The following is a 19,765-nucleotide window of genomic DNA, read 5'->3' as shown; positions in this document are numbered from 1 at the left end:
AAATACGTATAATTTTACTCGTATTTTTTACTAGAGATTACTAGAATACAAACATCTGGCCAATATCTAGGAGGAGAAGGTTATGAGAAGATGGACTGTTCTTTTATTCGTAATGGTATTAATGCTTACACTTGCAGGCTGCAAATACCCTACATTAGAAAAAGCGATTGCAGAAACAATCCCTTTTGAAGTTCAGGATGTTTTGTACAAGACAAAAAATGATGGGATGACGATTGTTCTATACTCAACCAAAGCAGAAGGGGAAGAAGTTAAACATATTAAAGAACCTGTGCTGGGGGTTTCTTTCTTTGAAGGGAACGATGAAGAAGGATGGAAAAATGACGGTCCCAATGGCTGGGAGCATGCTGAGAGCGAAACCTATTCCATTTATCATGAGAATTACACCAAGTATGGTGATAAAGGGGAAATTCTTAAAGATATCTACGTTGTATTTGGAGAAATCAAAAATGAGAATATCGACTCTATTGAATTCGCCAATAAGGATAGTGAAGAGTATAAAAAAGCAAAAATGATTGAGAAAGATGGAAAACGGTACTATGTGGGAATAGGCATCTCCCCGCAGGTTAGAGCATTAAATAGTAATGGAGAGGTTATACCACAGCAATAATCAGTACATAATCGGGGGATGGTAATGTTCTCAAATAAAACGATGTTGATGTCTTCAATCATTTTATCAATAGGGATTATTGTGGGAGGGTCTCTTATCTCCTCGAAATCAACACCTGTAAGTGATTCTATAAGTAAAACAGAAATAGAGGATACTATATTTATAGATAGTAAAGAAGCCTCTAAGCTTTTAGGAATAACGGAAAAGGAGCTGCTCAGGATCATTACAGAAGAAAAAAGAATGCTTGAAACAACAGGTTCCTATGATGGGGAAATGATTCCGTATGTAATGATTGAAACAAAGCGTTATTTTGAAAGAACAAAGTTATTAATCTGGGCTCAGGAGTCCGCTGCACTACATAAGGAATACTAGCAATAAGACAGGAGCGATTGCTCCTTTTTTTTGTGGCTGTTAATCTAAAAGTACTTAATCTGTCTATACTAGTGAAGGAATCATTGCGGTGAAGCGGAAAAGTTTGGTATTATCAATAGTAAATTAACTACGACAAAAGGGATTGGGGGTAATAAAAAATGACACGAATCTCAAACGAGCAAGTTAAGCATGTAGCAAATTTGGCTAGATTAGCAATCACAGATGTAGAAGCGGAAAAGTTCACCAAGCAGCTGGATGCGATTATTACATTTGCGGAACAGTTAAATGAATTAGATACAGAGAACGTTGAACCAACCTATCATGTGCTGGATATGAAAAATGTTTTCCGTGAGGACATCAAGCAAGCGGGATTGCCGCGTGAAGAAGTCTTAAAAAATGCGCCAGAACATCAGGATGGACAAATTAAGGTTCCAGCAATCATTGGGGAGTAAGAAAAGCCTAAGCGCTTAGGCTGCTTTCGCTAGACAAGGGAGGAAAGAAAGTGAGTTTATTTGATTATAAAGTTTCAGATCTCCACGAACTATTACATAAAAAAGAAATCAAAGTTGCTGATCTTGTGGATGAGTCGTACAAACGAATTGCTCAGGTAGATAACAAGGTTCAGGCATTTTTAACCTTAGATGAAGAAAAAGCTCGGCAAACAGCGAACACTCTGGATGAAAAGCTGACTGCTGATTCCAGCACAGGTTTATTATTTGGGATGCCAATCGGAATTAAAGATAACATTGTCACGAAAGATCTTCGGACAACATGTGCTAGTAAGATACTAGAAAATTTTAACCCAATTTATGATGCAACGGTTGTTCAGAAGCTGCAGCAGCAAGAAACCGTTACGATTGGAAAGTTAAATATGGATGAGTTTGCAATGGGATCTTCAAACGAAAACTCCTATTATCAAAAGACGCGTAATCCATGGGATCTAGAGAGAGTACCAGGCGGTTCTTCAGGCGGTTCAGCGGCATCAGTTGCTGCAGGTGAAGTATTGTTTTCTCTTGGTTCAGATACAGGGGGATCGATCAGGCAGCCAGCTGCCTTTTGCGGAGTGGTAGGGTTAAAGCCGACTTACGGCCGTGTGTCCCGCTTCGGGCTTGTTGCATTTGCGTCTTCCCTTGACCAAATTGGACCTATAACAAGAAGTGTTGAAGACAATGCGTATCTTCTGCAAGCGATATCCGGATTAGATCAGATGGACTCCACATCAGCGAATATAGATGTACCAAATTTCGTCTCTGCACTAACCGGGGATGTAAAAGGGTTAAAGATTGCAGTACCTAAAGAGTACCTTGGTGAGGGCGTGGACGAAAGTGTCCGCCAGTCTGTGCTGGAGGCATTAAAGGTGCTTGAAAAACAAGGAGCCGCATGGGAAGAGGTTTCTCTGCCTCATTCTAAATATGCTTTAGCAGCTTATTATTTGCTGTCTTCTTCAGAAGCCTCTGCCAATCTAGCACGATTTGATGGTGTTCGCTATGGCTATCGGACACCAAATGCTGAAAATTTACTTGAGTTATATAAGAATTCCAGATCTGAGGGATTTGGTGATGAGGTAAAACGCAGAATCATGCTGGGTACCTTTGCCTTGAGTTCTGGTTACTATGATGCTTATTACAAAAAAGCACAGCAGGTACGTACGTTAATTAAGAAGGACTTTGAAAATGTTTTTGAAAAATATGATGTCATCGTTGGTCCAACGACTCCAACGCGAGCGTTTAAAATCGGTGAAAATATTGATAATCCATTAACGATGTATGCGAACGATATTTTGACGATTCCCGTCAACCTAGCTGGCGTGCCAGCCATATCAGTCCCTTGTGGATTAGATAATGGAATGCCGCTGGGGTTACAAATTATTGGCAAACACTTTGATGAAGAAACCATTTACAGAGTCGCACATGTTTATGAACAAGCAACAGATTACCATAAACAAAAGCCAGGAATATAGGGGGTGAAAACAATGGAATTTGAAACAGTGATTGGACTTGAAGTGCATGTAGAGTTAAAGACAGATTCGAAAATCTTTTCAGCAAGCCCAAACCATTTTGGGTCGGAGCCAAATACGAATACAAGTGTAATTGATCTTGGCTATCCCGGGGTGCTGCCTGTTCTAAATAAAAAGGCAGTAGAATACGGAATGAAGGCGGCAATGGCCTTGAATTGCCAGGTGGCCTCTCATACAAAATTTGACCGTAAGAACTACTTTTATCCAGATAATCCGAAGGCATATCAGATATCCCAATTTGATAAACCGATTGGGGAGCATGGCTGGATTGAGATTGAGGTTAATGGCTACACAAAAAGGATAGGTATTACGAGGATTCATCTAGAAGAGGATGCAGGGAAATTAAGCCATGGCAATGGTTATTCTCTAGTGGATTATAACCGCCAGGGCACCCCGCTTGTAGAAATTGTATCTGAGCCGGATATCCGAACTCCTGATGAAGCATATGCTTATCTTGAAAAATTAAAATCAATTATCCAGTACACTGGAGTATCTGATTGTAAAATGGAAGAGGGCTCACTACGCTGTGATGCTAATATTTCCATTCGCCCAGTGGGACAGGAAGAGTTTGGAACGAAAACAGAATTGAAGAACTTAAACTCTTTTAACTTCGTCCGTAAAGGTCTGGAATTTGAAGAGAAGCGTCAGCGTGAGGTTATCACAAGCGGCGGGAAAATTGATCAGGAGACGCGCAGATTTGATGAAGCAACCGGTGCTACATTGCTAATGCGCGTTAAAGAAGGATCGGATGATTATCGATACTTCCCTGAACCAGACCTGCTTGATATCTTTATCGATGAGGGATGGAAGGCCGCAATTGCTGCTGAGATTCCTGAACTTCCGGACCAGCGCCAAAAGCGTTATGTAGAGGAGCTGGGATTACCTGTTTATGATGCTAAAGTATTAACAGTAACGAAAGAAATGGCAGATTTCTTTGAAGGAACTGTGGCAGCAGGTGCAGAGGCGAAACTCGCTTCTAACTGGATCATGGGAGATGTTTCGGCTTACCTGAATGCTGAGGGAAAAGAGCTTCACCAAATAGCTTTAACTCCTGAAGGCCTAGCCAGCATGATTAAGCTTATCGAGAACGGAACAATTTCTTCAAAAATTGCTAAGACTGTTTTTAAAGAACTGATTGAAAACGGCGGCGATGCAGAAGCTATAGTGAAAGAAAAAGGTCTTGTTCAAATTTCCGATGAAGGAACACTGCTTAAGATAATTTCTGAGGTACTTGATGCTAATCCACAATCGATTGAGGACTTTAAAAATGGTAAAAATAAGGCAGTAGGTTTCCTCGTTGGGCAGCTAATGAAGGCTACAAAGGGACAGGCGAATCCACAAATGGTCAATCAATTATTGCAGCAGGAATTGGGCAAGCGATAAAAATACGAAGCTGGCAGAATTCATACTGCCAGTTTTTTTGTCGTAAAAAAATCGACAAATATTTTTGAAGATTTCCCAGGAAAACGCATAAATATACGGGTTTAATTAAAACTAATCAAACGTTTGATTAGTCGACATAATTCAACCCTATTTTCTTCTGAAAGCTTTTAATAATAAGGGGTGAGGTACTTTTTAATCAAACGTTTGATTAGTAATTACGCTGGGGATTATTGTCGGGTGGTTACTGATTACTTGCCAAGAATGATAATGTAATGGATTCAGACCGATAAATCGACAATAAGTTTACTAGGATTTGAACAAAAAGCCTTTCGTTTAAGCATTTCATCGCTATTTAATCAAATGATTGGTTAAATGACATAATTCTACCGTTTTTAAAAGTAAAAAGCTTTAGTATTAAGGGTAGGATCAAAACTAATCAAACGTTTGATTAGCAAGTAAAAGGAGAACCTTGTCAGTCAGAAAGATAAAAAATACCCGGGTTTTGATATCCAGGCATTTCTGAAAAACTCTATTCCTTTTTTAATAGGCTTACACTTTCATTAAATTCCTTTTCAATGGCATCATTTTTCCTATACGTAATTATGCTGATGATATAAGAAACGATTAAGTTAAAAACGAAACCAGGTACGATTTCATAAAGAGTTTCACCAAGTCCAACGTTTTTCCAAACAATAACGGTTATAGCACCCACAATCATACCGGATAGAGCACCCCAGTTGGTCATCTTCTTCCAGAACAAGCTAAGAATAATAATTGGACCAAAGGCAGCTCCGAAGCCTGCCCATGCATATGCTACAAGGTCTAGGATGGTGTTGTTTTGATCAAGAGCAAGGATGGCAGCAACAACTGCTACCAAAAGAACAGCCATTCTTCCTAAAAAGACTAGTTGTTTGTCGGATGCCTTTTTGTTCATGATTACTTTATATAAGTCTTCAACTAATGCACTCGATGTAACGATTAATTGTGATGAAATAGTACTCATAATGGCTGCAAGAATGGCTGCTAAAGCAAATCCAGCAAATAAGGGATGGAATAGAATCTGACTTAGTTCAATAAATACCGCCTCTGGGTTCTCTAATTTATGTTGTGGATTATTATGGAAGTAAGCTATACCAATGAATCCAGTAAAGATGGTACCTATTAGCGAGAATATCATCCAGCCCATACCAATGCGGCGGGCACTTTTTGTTTCTTTTATCGTTGTAATGGCCATGAAACGTACAATGATATGCGGCTGACCAAAATAACCAAGTCCCCAAGCCATAGCAGAAATTATCCCTAAAGTTGTTGTTCCTTTAAAGAAATCAAGATATGTTGGATCAATAGCACGAATCGTGTCAAACGTTTCTGCAGGACCACCTACTGCAAAGATTCCATTGCGGGAATAAGAAGCAGGGCAATCAACATCATTAATCCTTGAATAAAGTCGGTGTAACTAACGGCAAGAAACCCGCCAAATAATGTGTAAGCAATGGTAACACCACCGACAATTAAAAGTCCTGTAAGGTAGCTTGTTCCAAAGGAACTTTCAAAAAAGACTGCTCCAGATACTAAACCTGAGGAAACATAGAAAGTAAAGAAGATTAGAATAACGATACCAGATACAATCCGTAGGAGTTTGGTGTTGTCTTTAAAACGGTTTTCTAGGAAACTTGGAATCGTAATTGAATCGTTGGCAACCTGAGTATAGGAGCGAAGGCGAGGTGCAATTAATAACCAATTAAGATATGCTCCAATTGTTAAACCAATTGCAATCCATGCATCTGCTAAACCAGTTACATAAATTCCTCCTGGTAAACCCATTAATAGCCACCCGCTCATATCAGCGGCTCCAGCACTTAATGCAGTTACAGCAGGTCCTAAAGACCTGCCTCCAAGCATATAGTCTGTTAGATTTCTAGTCTTTCGATAAGAATACCATCCGATAAAAAGCATCATCGCAAGGTAAATACCAATGGATACAAGCTGTAGTGTTTCATTGGACATCCTTTTGCCCCCTTAGTTATGTTAGGAATAAATTAAAATAATATTTTATATATATAAAATATTCTAGCAACTAGGTATAACTATATCTACTACTATTTTTTTACTTTTTTAAAATAGGTTAAAATGCTCTTGGAATAGTAGTACAAAAGGTAGAAATCCTTTCATTTGTAACTAAGAATTGAAAGGGCTATGATAAAAGAAATAGAAGGGAGTGTTTAATTTGGAATTAAATTCTTGGTTTCAAAAGGGTTTAACGAAAGATGAGTACATAAGCTCAATGACTCGAAATAAAGAAGAAATGACTTCTATTTATGATCGCTTTGAGTTAACACAAGGTGATAAAAAGAAACTTGAAGCAATCCAGTCCAAAAAATTAAGAGCTATTGTTCTTACGGAGGATTGGTGTGGTGACGCCATGCTAAATAACCCGGTGTTACTAAAAGTGGCTGAAGCAGCCAATATAGAGGTTCGTTTTGTATTAAGGGATCAAAACCTTGAGTTAATGGACCAATATTTAACGAATGGTACCTCAAGAGCGATTCCGATCTTTATTTTCATTGATCAAGATGGTAATGAAGTGGGAGTTTGGGGACCGCGTGCACCAGAAATGCAAGCTCTTGTAGAAAAGGGCCGTGCAGAACTGCCTGATAAGGAAGCTCCTGATTTCCAAGAGAAGCAAATGGCATTATACAAAACTCTTGGGGCATCTTATCAGAATGATTCATCTATTTGGCAAACAGTAGCCAACAGTATTATGACAGCCATCTTGTAAAAATAAAGAATCCCTGACAGCAGCCAGGGATTCTTTTTACATTTTAAAATTACTGTTTTTTGGGGGAATACGGTCATTGATAAGATTCTTATCATTAAATTTCGGTTCAATTCCTAAGATGAGATTACGAATATTAGAGCGGTGAAGATAAATTAGAAATAAAGTGAAAAATAAAAAGATAAGTTCAAAATCGACTTCAGAAGAAAAGTAAGAATAAATCAAAAGGCTGAGCCCAACCGAAATAGAGCCCAAAAATACATACTTTGATAAATAGATCACTAAGAAAAACGTTACATAAGCAATTAAAGCCAGCGGGAAATTTGCTACTGCTAAAGTTCCAGCAGTTGTTGCGATGGCTTTTCCACCGCGGAAGCCGGCAAAAATAGGGAAGCAGTGTCCTACTACCGCTAAAAGACCAAAGTAAAGTGGTTCAACATCAAGGTTGAAGTATAAAGGCAGGTAAGCAGCAAGTGCCCCCTTACCAATATCAACAAGGACCACGATAATGGCAGATCCTTTTCCAAGAACCCTTAACGTGTTGGTGGCACCCGGATTTTTACTTCCATGGTCGCGAATATCAACTCCGAATACCAGCTTGCCCACAATCAGCGCAGTCGGAATGCTTCCAATCAAATAGGAGGAAAGCAGTAACAACCAAAGCATATCATCATTCCTTTGTCAGAGTATCTTCTATAACAATAGCATTTTACCATAATACAATGGTATGATTTTAATGATTCCTTAAAAAGGAAATATAAAAGGAGCGACCGACATGGGACAGATAGATTTTGGTCAAGTTGCTAAAAGTTATGCGAAAGCGAGAGAAGATATTCCCGTAAGTTTAATGGATAGTCTATTCATCCGCGGAATTTCTTTGGATGGGAAAAAAGTTGCAGATATTGGCTGTGGTACAGGAGCCTTATCAAGAAAGATGGCAATGAGGAAAGCAGATGTCATAGGAGTGGATCCTTCGGCGGAGTTACTCCAGCTTGCCATAGATTTTAATAAGACAAGAAACTATAGTATTCCATATGTGCAAGGCTTTTCTGAAAATACGGGTTTATTAGATTCCCAGTTTGATTTGGTAACAGTTATGCGTGCTTGGCATTGGTTTGACCGCGAAAAGGCGATTATAGAAACAAAACGAATATTAAGAGAAAAGGGAACATTAATCGTTATTGATTCTGGCTTTCTTGCTGGTTCAGAAGTAGTTGAGAAGACATTTGAAGTATTATCTAAATATGTTAGCGGCGGATTAAAACCTGCTGGCTCAAAGGCGGATTCTATGCAGAGAATTAACGGCTTTCCGATTGAATGGTTTGCTGAATGGCAGAAGAATGGTTTTGGATTGAGTGACTTTTATAAACTTAACTACAGTGTTACCTTTTCAAAGCAGGATTGGATAGAGAGAATGGAATCGGTCTCCTGGCTTGCAGGATTACAAGAGGGTGTTAGAATGAAAGCACTTCAGGATTTATCAGAATCTATTTCTGATCAAGATCCCTTCGTCATTCCACACGAGTGTAATGTTTGTATATTAAAACTGTAATAATAGATCAAAGAATAGATATATACCAAAAACGTGCGACTATACCGCACGTTTTTTTATGCTAGTATTTATTTTATGAAAAAATATTTTTTTAAAAGTGTAGGGGTCTAGAACGTTCGTCTCGTCTATTAAGTGAAGGTCGCGAAAGAAAGGGGGAGAGAGCGATTAGTGATTCAGTATTAATACAAAAAGTAGTGGACGGCAGTGATCATGCCTTTCGCCTTTTGGTTGAGAAATACCGCAATGATGTGTTCCGGACCATCTTTGCTGTTCTACGCGATCAAAAGGAAGCAGAAGATGCCGCCCAAGAAGTATTCATGAAAATCTATACTTCTCTCTCCCAATATGAAAATCAAGGCTTTAAGACGTGGATAACGAGAATAGCTGTAAATCATGCAATTGATATAAAGAGAAAGCAGGCACGCAGAAAAGAAGAAGTGATAGAGGCTTTGGAGCAGCAGGCATTTGGCACTCCAAAGGATGGCGTGGAGAAAGAACTCATCATAAATGAAAGGCAAACGCTCGTAAGAAAAAGACTTGATGAGCTGCCTGAGAATTATCGTGATGTTATCTATGGTTTCTATATAGCTGAAAAAAGTTATCAGCAATTGGCAGAGGAACAAAATGTACAGGTGAAAACAATTGAAACAAAGCTATATCGGGCACGGGTTTGGATGAAAAAGAATTGGAAGGAGGACGATTTTTCATGAAGCATTACAGTTATGATGAGTGGCTGCGTTACGTAAAAGACGATTTCAGTAATAAGAACCGTGAGGAACTCGAAAGTCATTTATATACATGCGATCAATGTTTAGAGCAATACTTACAGGCTATAACAGAACATGAATCATCACTTCCAGTCCTTTCAAACGAAACCAGCTTTACAGACCTGGTAATGGCTGAGGTTTCTAAGCAAAAAGAGGACGTTGAAAAACCAGCAGCGGTGAAGCAGTCTGTAAAAACGAAAAAGCCCTTCTATCAGCAGGCATCTTTCCACTATTTAATCGCAGCTGCTGCAACACTATTGCTTACTTTTTCAGGAGTGTTCCAATCTCTTGCTACGTATGCAAGTGCTGTAGAAGCACCACAGAATAGTAAGGAAAAAAAGCTTACAGTGACAGAAGGCGTTATCGATAAGACATTTGCATGGATGGATTCTTTAGAGAAAAAGGAGGCAAATAAAAAATGAAAAGTTCAACAAAGGCGTTAACACTATCGTTATTTCCCGGCCTCGGTCATATTTATTTCGGTAACATGATTCGGGGGGTACTTTACTTACTGTCTGTAGTGGGTTTAGCATTCATTACCGTTATTGCGTTATTCTCCAACGCGGGTGAAGTGGCAATTCTTTGCTTTATGGTAGGTATCTTCATTTATTTGGTCAGCTTTATAGACTTGGGTGTTCAAATTTCCAAGCAAAAGAAAGTGTTAAAAGCAGTGAACCCAGATGAGCCGCAAACACAGACAACACAAGAGTCAGAACGCTTTTACACCATTGTGCTGTCATTTGTACCTGGTTTAGGTCATTTTCAGCTGGGGCTGATGAACCGGGGGCTCACATTGTTAGCAGCGTTTTTGGGGCTTGGTATTATGGTGATTTTCATAACAGCTCTTAGCAGCCGCTCAGAATTTCTTGTTTTCCTAGCGGGATTACCGATTATCTGGGTATACGGATTTTTTGACTCAGTACAGCAGTTAAACAAAAAACAACGCGGCGAGGAGCTTATTGATCGGACGATTTTTGAAGACTTTGAAACACGAAGAGAAGACGGAAAGAAGAGTAAATCCATTGCCACTTTCCTATCGATTTTCCCTGGGGCTGGACACCTGTATCTAGGCTTACAAAAACGTGGAATTCAGCTAATGGCAGCCTTTTTATTTTCAATTTACATTTTAGACATTTTACGTCTTGGAATCTTCTTGTTTTTGATTCCGATTATCTGGTTTTATAGCTTCTTCGACGCAATGCAGAATGTTTCAAAATATGGTGAGGAAGAAATTGAAGATGTTCCAATCATTTCTTACTTAATTAATCATCAAAAATGGGTTGGAATTGGCTTAGTAGCGATGGGAATTTATTATCTATTCGTGAATGTGGTTATTCCTGTTTTTGCCCCAATGTTGTCAAATATGATTCAGATTGATTTAATGTACTGGGTTCAAAGATATTTTCAAACAGGGATTGTCTGTGTGCTGTTAATTGGCGGAGGTATTAAGCTTTTATCTGGCAGCAAGCAAAAAAGGGAGGAGAAAAAATCATGAAAAAGTGGAAAAACACACTAACAGGGGTACTCTTAATTGGAGCGGGCATTGGGTTCCTTTTTAGAAAAAGTAAGGAGGAACAGGCATGAGAACTTGGCGTGTTGGTACGTTTTCGATGGGGGCCTCGCTCGTATTTCTTGGTCTCTTCCTTTTTCTCTCACGTTTCCTAGGCTTTGATTTAGCCCATGTGATGACGGCATGGTGGCCGGTATTATTAATCGTTCTTGGGATTGAAATTCTACTCTACCTGTTCTTCTCGAAGCAGGAGAAGCCCATTCTAAAATATGATTTTGTCAGTATCCTCTTTGTCGGCTTGCTCGGTATGGCAGGGATAGTCTTTGCGACTCTTAGTGCAACCGGTATTATGGGAAAAGTGGAGGAAGTGGTTGCTAGAGAAGAACGTTCCTTTGAACTGCCGGACTTTTCCTACCAAATGGATGATAGTATCAAACGTGTTGTACTTAGGACCGCAGGATACCAAACGACTATTGAAGCAAGTGATGAAAAAGAGGTATCGATGTTTGGTACGTATCGAACACAGGCTGCGAAAAACGAGAAGCTCTTAGCGAGTGCAGATGATTATGTGTATGCAAACAGAAAGGGAGATACGCTTTACGTAAATGTGAAGACACTTCCAAACGAATTGGGCCCTTTTTATAGTCATCCAAAAGTAGCTTCAACTATTCTCATTCCAAGGGGTGTGGAACTAGAAGTAATTAGTACAGGTGCGGACATTATTTTAAATCCACGGGCGCTTGAGAATAATTGGAGTATTAATGGTGCCGCATCACTAGATGTAAAAGTTGCTGACACTAGCAATTTGAACATTGAAGCAATTGATGTACATGGAGTTAGTGGAGCCGACGGTGCATGGAATATAACTAGTGATGGTGACCCAAATCAAGGAGATCGTGTAGATGCAGTTCATCGATCTGGTGAAGGTCAGTACCATATAACAATTTCGAATACTAGTTATGTTACTTTAAATAGTAACTAGCTCACATTTTATTTTTTGCAAAAAAATAAAAAAAGGGTATGATAGTAGACGGCGGAGATATGGATAGAATAATATCTGTGTCTTGGGTTAATAATTGTAAGCCAAGGAGTAAATTGGTAGAATATAGAAGAGACCCATCATATGCCCTTTATTGATTTCATAAAAATAGGATGATGAATGATGAAACGAGCACGATTAATATATAATCCTACTTCAGGACGGGAAATTCTTAAGCGTCATCTAGCAGAGATACTAGAAAAACTTGAGGTTGCCGGATATGAGGCCTCTTGCCATGCGACTACAGGTGCCGGTGATGCAACGGCTGCCGCTCGAATAGCAGTAGAACGACAATATGATGTTGTAATTGCGGCAGGCGGGGATGGCACGATAAATGAAGTGGTAAATGGCCTTGCTGAGCAGGAGTTTCGACCAAAATTAGGAATTATCCCTGCAGGGACAACGAATGATTTCGCCCGAGCTCTCCATATTCCAAGAGACATTGGTGCAGCGGTTGATATTATTACAAAAGGTGAACGAATTCCGGTGGATATTGGCCGAATCAATGACCGATATTTTATTAATATCGCCGGCGGCGGGAGAATCACGGAGCTTACATACGAGGTTCCAAGTAAATTAAAGACGATGCTGGGGCAGCTTGCCTACTATCTAAAAGGAATGGAAATGCTTCCTTCCATTAAAGCATCGGATTTAAGTATTGAGTATGATGGCAAGCTTTTTGAAGGGGAAGCGATGTTATTCCTTGTAGGGCTGACCAATTCAATCGGAGGCTTTGAAAAGATTGCTCCAGATTCATCGATCAATGATGGATTATTTTCATTGCTTATTTTGAAAAAAATTAATCTGGCAGAGTTTGTGCGAGTTGCTACTTTAGCCATTCGTGGTGAGCATGTTAACGACCCTAATGTGATTTATGCGAAGGCAAGCCGTATTAAAGTCCATTCTAGTGAAAAGGTACAACTAAACCTTGATGGTGAATTTGGCGGGTTACTGCCAGCAGAGTTTGCTAACCTTTATCGTCATTTAGAGGTATTTGTTCCACTCGATGATATTCGACCACTCGATAAACCAACCGATTGGGTACCGGGACAAAGATACAGCTAAGGAAAGTTCGTTCCATACAGGAACGGGCTTTTTAGTTTAGAGGAATAAATTGTGGCAATATAGAAATATGTTATAGATAGTAATTTTAAAGGGGTGGGGAGTAAATGGTGAAAAAGGCATTAATTAATATTGATTATACTTACGATTTTGTCGCTGATGCAGGAGCGTTAACCTGCGGTGAGCCGGGACGTTTAATCGAAGAGAAAATTGTGCAATTGACACGTGAATTTATTGATAAAGGTGATTATGTTGTCTTTGCTATTGATGTTCATGATGAGGGAGATACCTATCATCCAGAAACAAAACTATTTCCGCCGCATAATATCCGTGGAATGTCAGGAAGGGATTTATTTGGCGGACTGCAAACTGTTTATGAATTTAATAAAGAAAAAGAAAATGTTCACTACATAGATAAAACACGATACTCCGCTTTCGCTGGTACAGACCTTGAAATCAAGCTGCGGGAAAGAGGAATTACCGAATTGCATCTCGTTGGAGTGTGTACAGATATTTGTGTTCTACACACTGCAGTTGACGCGTACAATAAAGGTTTTAATATTGTAGTCTATAAGGACGCAACAGCATCATTTAATCTAAAAGGTCATGAATGGGCATTAGGGCATTTTGAACAATCCCTTGGGGCGCTGGTTAAATAGTTTTTATAATGGTAAAATTGTTAAATATGTTGAAAAAGTAGTTGTTCGGAGGGTTATGATGAAAAACATTTATCAGGATGATAGCTTAGCACTGCATACTGATCTATACCAGATCAATATGGTAGAAACCTATTGGAGAGACGGCAGATATAATAAACGTGCAGTGTTTGAATTATTTTTCCGTAAGCTTCCTTTTGGGAATGGATACGCGGTATTCGCCGGCTTGGAAAAAGTCATTCAGTTTATCCAGGGTTTCCGCTTTTCAGAAGATGATCTGGAGTATTTAAAAAATGAAGTCGGCTATCAAGATGACTTTTTAGCCTATTTAAAGGACTTGCGCTTTACGGGTACCATTCGCTGTATGAAAGAAGGCGAGCTTGTTTTTGGAAATGAGCCGATTTTAAGCGTAGATGCACCGCTTTGTGAAGCTCAGTTGATTGAAACGGCACTACTGAACATCATTAATTATCAAACATTAATTGCTACGAAGGCTTCTAGGATTAAACAGGTTCTAGGCAGTGAAATAGCAATGGAGTTTGGTACACGCCGGGCACAAGAAATGGACGCGGCTATTTGGGGAACGCGGGCGGCATACCTAGCTGGTTTTGATGGAACTAGTAATGTTCGGGCAGGTAAACTGTTCCAAATTCCCGTTTCTGGTACACATGCGCACTCGATGGTTCAAGCCTATAAGGACGAATATCTAGCATTCAAAAAATATGCTGAGTCGCATAAGGATTGTGTCTTTTTGGTTGATACATATGATACTCTTCGTTTGGGTGTTCCAAATGCGATTAAAGTCGCCAAGGAGATGGGAGACACAATTAATTTCATAGGAATCCGTTTAGACAGCGGTGACCTTGCCTATCTCTCAAAGGAAGCCCGTAAAATGCTGGATGAGGCCGGATTCAAGGATGCAAAAATATTTGCTTCAAGTGATCTCGACGAATACACCATTCTCAATTTGAAAGCACAAGGTGCGAAAATTGATAGCTGGGGAATTGGGACAAAGCTTATTACCGCTTACGAGCAAGCTGCATTAGGAGCTGTCTACAAGATTGTTTCCATTGAAGACGAGAACGGTAAAATGCAGGATACGATTAAAATCTCTTCTAATCCTGTAAAAGTAACCACGCCAGGCATTAAGAAGATTTATCGAATCATTAACAATAAGAATAATCATGCAGAAGGGGACTATATAGCACTCGCGGATGAAAAGCTGCCTGAGAAGAAGCTAAGAATGTTCCATCCGACGCATACGTATATGAATAAAATCGTTACGAACTTCACAGCAAAAGAGCTTCACGAAGTGATTTATTCCAACGGTGAGCTTGTTTATGAAATGCCATGTCTTGAGGAGTCACGGGACTATGTAAAGCAAAACCTTGACGCCCTATGGGATGAGTATAAGCGGACCATGAATCCGGAAGAATACCCTGTCGATCTCAGCCAAAAATGCTGGGATAACAAAATGAGAAATATTGAAGAAGTAAAAGAAAAAGTAGTCAAAATGAAGGCTGAATAGATTTGTATGTGTATGGCACCCTTTTTTAGGGTGTCTTTTTGTTTGGAACAAGTGGGTTTGCTGGATGATCGTGGAGACTTACAGAATTAATAGGAAGATTTCTAAGATAGAAAGATGAGAGCCCGAGAATGGTTAAAAGAAGAAGGAACGGTCACTCATAAGGAAGATGAGAGCCCGAGAATGGCTAAAAGAAGAAGGAACGGTCACTCATAAGGAAGATGAGAGCCCGAGAATGGCTAAAAGAAGAAGGAACGGTCACTCAAGGAAGATGAGAGCCCGAGAATAGCAAAAAGAAGAAGGAGCGGTCACTCATAAGGAAGATGAGAGCCCGAGAATAGTTAAAAGAAGAAAGAGCGGTCACTCATAAGGAAGATGAGAGCCCAAGAATAGCTAAAAGAAGAAGGAACGGTCACTCAAGGAAGATGAGAGCCCGAGAAGGACTAAAAGAAGAAGGAGCGGTCACTCATAAGGAAGATGAGAGCCCAAGAATGGTTAAAAGAAGAAGGAACGGTCACTCATAAGGAAGATGAGAGCCCGAGAATAGCTAAAAGAAGAAGGAACGGTCACTCATGGGGAAGATGAGAGCCCGAGAATAGCTAAAAGAAGAAGGAGCGGTCACTCAAGGAAGATGAGAGCCCGAGAATGGCTAAAAGAAGAAGGAACGGTCACTCATAAGGAAGATGAGAGCCCGAGAATGGCTAAAAGAAGAAAGAGCGGTCACTCATAAGAAAGATGAGAACCCGAAAACAGCTTAATGAAGAAAGAGCGTTTCCGAAGGCTAGGAGCTCGCGGAAAATAAACTAAGAATCCCGCGATACCATTGCCAAAGTTCCGCGGGATTCAACCTTAAACTTTATTTATTTTTAAAGAAATCCATGAAAGCATGATAAATTTCTATGCCTTGATACGTAAGCATTCCTGCTGCTGTTAAGGAAAATACACCAATCATCAAAAAGCGAATCCACATTCATTATTCCTCCCTTATTGTAAATTCTTAATTTAACAATTCAGGAGAGGAGATCACGTAATTCGATTGATGAAAAACGGGTAGAAGGAAAATAAGACTCTTGGTGTGTATTCTTGGGGAAGCTCTGTGAAGGGTGACTACGATCTGTGAAATTAAGGCAAATGCTCCAATAAAGTATAGATGGTATAGATGTTTATCTTCATCGTCAGATGTTGATTGTGTATTCCACTCATCAATTGTTAAGACTGCTTTATGTTCATGATGCAGATGAGTAATGGTCTTAGACTGGTGAAGAAAAACGGTAAAGGATACGAAGGCAAGGAGCAATGCGATCGAAAGAATTTTTTCCTTCTTTATCGTAATCACCTCCTTCTGGGAATGGTTTTAATTATAAACACTTTTGTTATATTGTTAAATTAAAATGCTCCGACATTTTACGCGAAAGTAAATTGGATAGAATCAATGTATGGCTGATTTCGCAATTAGATTGGGTTTATGATACAATCTTGCTAGTCAAATCGGAGTAAAGGAAGTAAAAAATGAAAAAAAAAATACCCGTTCAAAAAAATGATTATATAGATGTTGTATTTGAAGATTTAACTCATGATGGTGCAGGGGTCGCGAAGGTTGAAGGCTTTCCATTATTCATTCCCAATGGTCTGCCCGGTGAAAAGGCACAGATTAAAGTCATTAAAGTAAACAAAGGCTACGGCTTCGGACGTTTAATTGAACTTTATGAAAAAAGCCCATACCGTGTAGAAGTGCCCGGCAGTGAGCTGCATAAGTATGGCGGATGCCAGCTTGAGCACATCAGTTATGAAGGACAGCTGAAATACAAGGAGAATCAAGTGCGTCAGGTGCTGACTCGTATTGGTAAGCTAGAGGACGTGACAGTCCACCCAATTCTAGGAATGGAAAACCCATGGCATTATCGAAATAAAGCACAGGTTCCAGTCGGTGAGAAGGACGGTAAGCTGATTGCTGGATTTTTTAAACCTAGAAGTCATGAAATCGTGGACACAGACGAGAGTCTGATCCAGCTGCCTGAAATTAATGAAGCCGTTCAAGCAGTTAAGGTAATATGCAGTGAGTTAGGAATCTCTCCCTATCAAGAGGAGTCTCATAAAGGTGTCCTTCGCCATATTATGGCACGCTATGGTCAACAAACAGGCGAACTGATGGTTGTGCTTATTACCAGAACAGCTGATATTCCAAACAAAGACAAGTTAGTGGAGAAGATTATCGCCCGCCTTCCGAAAGTAAAGTCGATTGTACATAACGTGAATTCAAAGCGTACAAATGTGATCCTTGGAGAGAAAACAACCGTCCTCTGGGGCAATGAAGTAATCTATGATTTAATAGGTGATGTTAAGTTTGCTATCTCTGCGCTGTCCTTCTATCAGGTGAACCCGGTTCAAACGAAGGTTCTTTATGACAAGGCATTAGAATACGCAGGGCTTACTGGGGAAGAGTCTGTCATCGACGCCTATTGCGGGATTGGAACCATTTCCTTATTTTTAGCCCAAAAGGCAAAGAAGGTTTTCGGAGTAGAAGTGGTACCAGAAGCGATTGAAGATGCGAAACGGAATGCAGAGCTTAATGGTATGAATAATGTGGAGTTTGCAGCCGGGGAAGCGGAAGTTGTAATTCCGAAGTGGTATAAAGAAGGGAATTCAGCTGATGTGTTGGTTGTAGATCCACCGCGCAAGGGCTGTGATGAAACATTTTTGCAAACGATTATTGAAATGAAGCCGAAAAAGGTTGTCTACGTTTCTTGTAACCCAGCCACTTTGGCTCGTGATTTAAGGATTTTAGAAGATGGCGGTTATAAAACCGTTGAAGTACAGCCTGTTGATATGTTTCCGCAGACGACACATGTGGAGTGTGTCTCGCAGCTCATTTTAAAAGTGTAAAATAATAATAAACACATCTCATAAAAATAAACATTACCGATTGTCGATTCTAATTCAATATCAACCCGGGTTTGTTCGATTACGAATCCGGGCTTTTTCTGGCATAACAAACTCTGATAACATACCAACTTATTATACACCTAACCGAATTAAAGTATGAAGAAGCAGAGAGACAGTGCTCTCTACTTTCCTTCACACTTAACTGATTAGTCGTCCCCTAAAGGAACCGTCTCAATGCATCAAACAACATTTTCAATTGGTGTTGCTTCTGATCGGCGGCGTTCAAGTTCTAAGTCCATTTCTGCCCGTTTAGCATCAAGTTTATAGGGAATCATGGTGATTGCGATTAGTATACAGATGATTAGTGGTATCCAGATAAAGCTGGTTTCAATATAATTTAAAGCGGTTGCAGTTTGTTTAACATTCGGGATATAGCCACCCATTTTCAAAATAACTCCTACAAGTGCACTTCCAAGGCCTAAGCTTACTTTTACAAAAAATCCTTGGAAAGCGGCAATCATCCCCGCAATACTTCGATGGTTTTTGTACTCTGAATAATCAATAACATCCGGCTGAATCGAAAAAGTGGTGCCGAAGATGCCATAGATACCAAGTCCGGTAATTGCTAAGCCGGCAATCAGTAGGACAGGTGATGACTTTCCAAAATAAATGACAAAATCTCCAAGAATATAAATGACTGTACTGAGAAGCAATACATTTTTCTTCGGCATTTTCTTTTGGAGCCAAGGCAAAAGCAGCAACATTGGCAGACCTGAGAGAATACCGAAAAGTCCTACGAACGTCAGCCAATCCGGACGGCCCAGATTATACGTGAAATAGTAGATAACGGTCGTATTTCTAATGACAAAAAGACCAAAGTAAAGAAAGTTCAAGATAAAGAAAATAACGGCAGGGCCAGTCAATCCTTTGAAATCCTGTTTAAAAGAAGATTTTCCTGGTTGAACGGTTGGCGGAACTACCTCCTTAGTATTCATAAAGGTAAACACAAATACGAACACCGCAGCAATGCCATAAACGGACATCGTAATCAAATAACCCTTTTGGTTATCTCCTTGACCGAAGAAATTAACCATCGGCGTCGTGATCGTCATGACTAAAGCGGTTCCAATTAACGCGCAAATCATACGAGTCGATACTAACCAGTTTCGCTCGTGGTTATCGGAAGTTAACCTCGGTACAATCGTATTTAATGGGATATTAACTACCGTATAAGCAATATTCAACAAGCAATAAGTGATATACGCCCAGAGGATCTTTCCTGACATACTGAAATCCGGAACAATAAAGGTCATGACGGTAAAGACAGCAAACGGAATGGCTCCGATTATGAAGTAGGGTCTTCCTTGTCCCCATCTAGTACGAGTCCGGTCAACCAATAATCCCATACCGGTATCGGCAAAGGCATCAATGATTTTGGTTACTAACATTAAGGTACCGGCAACAGTTGCGGTGATCCCAAAGACATCAGTATAAAAAAACAACAGGTAAGACGCCATTGTACTAAATACGAGGTTGCAGGCGAAGTCGCCCGCCCCGTATCCAATTCTTTTTTTCCATTTATTCATTTCTATCAC

The 19,765-nt window shown here is 39.8% G+C and carries 19 protein-coding genes and 1 pseudogene; 16 read left to right on the top strand and 4 right to left on the bottom strand.

Annotation, left to right across the window (positions count from 1 at the left end; translation table 11 throughout):
• Nucleotides 1-82 precede the first annotated feature (82 nt).
• The 5 genes from H0184_RS17705 to gatB all read left to right on the top strand — a co-directional run bounded on the left by H0184_RS17705 (nt 83) and on the right by gatB (nt 4,400).
• Nucleotides 83-628, top strand: a complete 546-nt coding sequence (locus tag H0184_RS17705) for a hypothetical protein (protein ID WP_221827349.1) — start codon at nt 83-85, stop codon at nt 626-628.
• A gap of 24 nt (nt 629-652) precedes the next feature.
• Nucleotides 653-1,000 carry a hypothetical protein gene (locus H0184_RS17700; RefSeq protein WP_221827348.1) on the top strand — a complete coding sequence of 116 codons (348 nt, stop codon included), beginning with the start codon at nt 653-655 and terminating at the stop codon, nt 998-1,000.
• 158 nt (nt 1,001-1,158) lie between these two features.
• Entirely contained in the window at nt 1,159-1,452 is a 294-nt protein-coding gene (gene gatC / locus H0184_RS17695; protein ID WP_221827347.1) for an Asp-tRNA(Asn)/Glu-tRNA(Gln) amidotransferase subunit GatC, read from the top strand.
• Nucleotides 1,453-1,502: 50 nt separating this feature from the next.
• Complete coding sequence (gene gatA / locus H0184_RS17690) at nt 1,503-2,960, top strand: Asp-tRNA(Asn)/Glu-tRNA(Gln) amidotransferase subunit GatA (RefSeq protein ID WP_221827346.1); 1,458 nt, start codon at nt 1,503-1,505, stop codon at nt 2,958-2,960.
• A 12-nt stretch (nt 2,961-2,972) separates the two neighbouring features.
• Nucleotides 2,973-4,400: an Asp-tRNA(Asn)/Glu-tRNA(Gln) amidotransferase subunit GatB gene (gene gatB, locus H0184_RS17685; RefSeq protein WP_221827345.1), complete on the top strand. Its 1,428-nt coding sequence runs from the start codon at nt 2,973-2,975 to the stop codon at nt 4,398-4,400.
• Nucleotides 4,401-4,929: 529 nt separating this feature from the next.
• Here the strand turns inward: gatB and putP are convergent.
• Nucleotides 4,930-6,407: pseudogene (gene putP / locus H0184_RS17680) on the bottom strand (sodium/proline symporter PutP).
• A 220-nt stretch (nt 6,408-6,627) separates the two neighbouring features.
• Here putP and H0184_RS17675 point away from each other — a divergent pair.
• Entirely contained in the window at nt 6,628-7,179 is a 552-nt protein-coding gene (locus H0184_RS17675) for a thioredoxin family protein (RefSeq protein ID WP_221827344.1), read from the top strand.
• Between the two features lie 36 nt (nt 7,180-7,215).
• On the opposite strand, the gene plsY is transcribed toward H0184_RS17675, so the two are convergent.
• Nucleotides 7,216-7,842 carry a glycerol-3-phosphate 1-O-acyltransferase PlsY gene (gene plsY / locus H0184_RS17670; protein ID WP_221827343.1) on the bottom strand — a complete coding sequence of 209 codons (627 nt, stop codon included), beginning with the start codon at nt 7,840-7,842 and terminating at the stop codon, nt 7,216-7,218.
• Nucleotides 7,843-7,951: 109 nt separating this feature from the next.
• On the opposite strand from plsY, the gene H0184_RS17665 reads away from it, so the two are divergent.
• The 9 genes from H0184_RS17665 to H0184_RS17625 all read left to right on the top strand — a co-directional run bounded on the left by H0184_RS17665 (nt 7,952) and on the right by H0184_RS17625 (nt 15,290).
• Nucleotides 7,952-8,728 (top strand): class I SAM-dependent methyltransferase, encoded by a 777-nt coding sequence (locus H0184_RS17665; protein ID WP_221827342.1) that lies wholly within the window; start codon nt 7,952-7,954, stop codon nt 8,726-8,728.
• Between the two features lie 194 nt (nt 8,729-8,922).
• Nucleotides 8,923-9,438 (top strand): sigma-70 family RNA polymerase sigma factor, encoded by a 516-nt coding sequence (locus H0184_RS17660; RefSeq protein ID WP_313771790.1) that lies wholly within the window; start codon nt 8,923-8,925, stop codon nt 9,436-9,438.
• Complete coding sequence (locus tag H0184_RS17655) at nt 9,435-9,917, top strand: anti-sigma factor (protein ID WP_221827341.1); 483 nt, start codon at nt 9,435-9,437, stop codon at nt 9,915-9,917. Before H0184_RS17660 ends, H0184_RS17655 begins: the two co-directional genes overlap by 4 nt.
• Entirely contained in the window at nt 9,914-10,990 is a 1,077-nt protein-coding gene (locus tag H0184_RS17650; protein WP_221827340.1) for a DUF6677 family protein, read from the top strand. The genes H0184_RS17655 and H0184_RS17650 overlap by 4 nt, the downstream gene beginning before the upstream one ends.
• The gene (locus H0184_RS17645; protein WP_221827339.1) at nt 10,987-11,079 is read left to right on the top strand and encodes an LPXTG cell wall anchor domain-containing protein; all 93 of its coding nucleotides are present in this window, start codon (nt 10,987-10,989) and stop codon (nt 11,077-11,079) included. Before H0184_RS17650 ends, H0184_RS17645 begins: the two co-directional genes overlap by 4 nt.
• Nucleotides 11,076-11,987: an SLC5/6 family protein gene (locus H0184_RS17640; RefSeq protein ID WP_221827338.1), complete on the top strand. Its 912-nt coding sequence runs from the start codon at nt 11,076-11,078 to the stop codon at nt 11,985-11,987. Before H0184_RS17645 ends, H0184_RS17640 begins: the two co-directional genes overlap by 4 nt.
• A 180-nt stretch (nt 11,988-12,167) precedes the next feature.
• Nucleotides 12,168-13,109: a diacylglycerol kinase gene (locus H0184_RS17635; RefSeq protein WP_221827402.1), complete on the top strand. Its 942-nt coding sequence runs from the start codon at nt 12,168-12,170 to the stop codon at nt 13,107-13,109.
• A 107-nt stretch (nt 13,110-13,216) separates the two neighbouring features.
• Nucleotides 13,217-13,765 carry a cysteine hydrolase family protein gene (locus H0184_RS17630; protein WP_221827401.1) on the top strand — a complete coding sequence of 183 codons (549 nt, stop codon included), beginning with the start codon at nt 13,217-13,219 and terminating at the stop codon, nt 13,763-13,765.
• 58 nt (nt 13,766-13,823) lie between these two features.
• A complete protein-coding gene (locus H0184_RS17625) occupies nt 13,824-15,290 on the top strand; it encodes a nicotinate phosphoribosyltransferase (RefSeq protein WP_221827337.1) in 1,467 nt (488 codons plus the stop codon).
• Nucleotides 15,291-16,284: 994 nt separating this feature from the next.
• On the opposite strand, the gene H0184_RS17620 is transcribed toward H0184_RS17625, so the two are convergent.
• Nucleotides 16,285-16,623 (bottom strand): hypothetical protein, encoded by a 339-nt coding sequence (locus tag H0184_RS17620; protein WP_221827336.1) that lies wholly within the window; start codon nt 16,621-16,623, stop codon nt 16,285-16,287.
• Between the two features lie 173 nt (nt 16,624-16,796).
• On the opposite strand from H0184_RS17620, the gene rlmD reads away from it, so the two are divergent.
• A complete protein-coding gene (rlmD, locus tag H0184_RS17615) occupies nt 16,797-18,170 on the top strand; it encodes a 23S rRNA (uracil(1939)-C(5))-methyltransferase RlmD (protein ID WP_221827335.1) in 1,374 nt (457 codons plus the stop codon).
• A 239-nt stretch (nt 18,171-18,409) separates the two neighbouring features.
• Here rlmD and H0184_RS17610 read toward each other — a convergent pair whose 3' ends face one another.
• Nucleotides 18,410-19,756 (bottom strand): MFS transporter, encoded by a 1,347-nt coding sequence (locus H0184_RS17610; RefSeq protein ID WP_221827334.1) that lies wholly within the window; start codon nt 19,754-19,756, stop codon nt 18,410-18,412.
• Between the last annotated feature and the right edge of the window lie 9 nt (nt 19,757-19,765).

Source organism: Neobacillus niacini (assembly GCF_019749295.1).
In the GTDB taxonomy this organism is placed as follows: Bacteria; Bacillota; Bacilli; order Bacillales; family Cytobacillaceae; genus Neobacillus; species Neobacillus niacini_D.
Note: the sequence above shows the minus strand (reverse complement) of the source record. Positions and strands in the feature narration are given on the sequence as shown.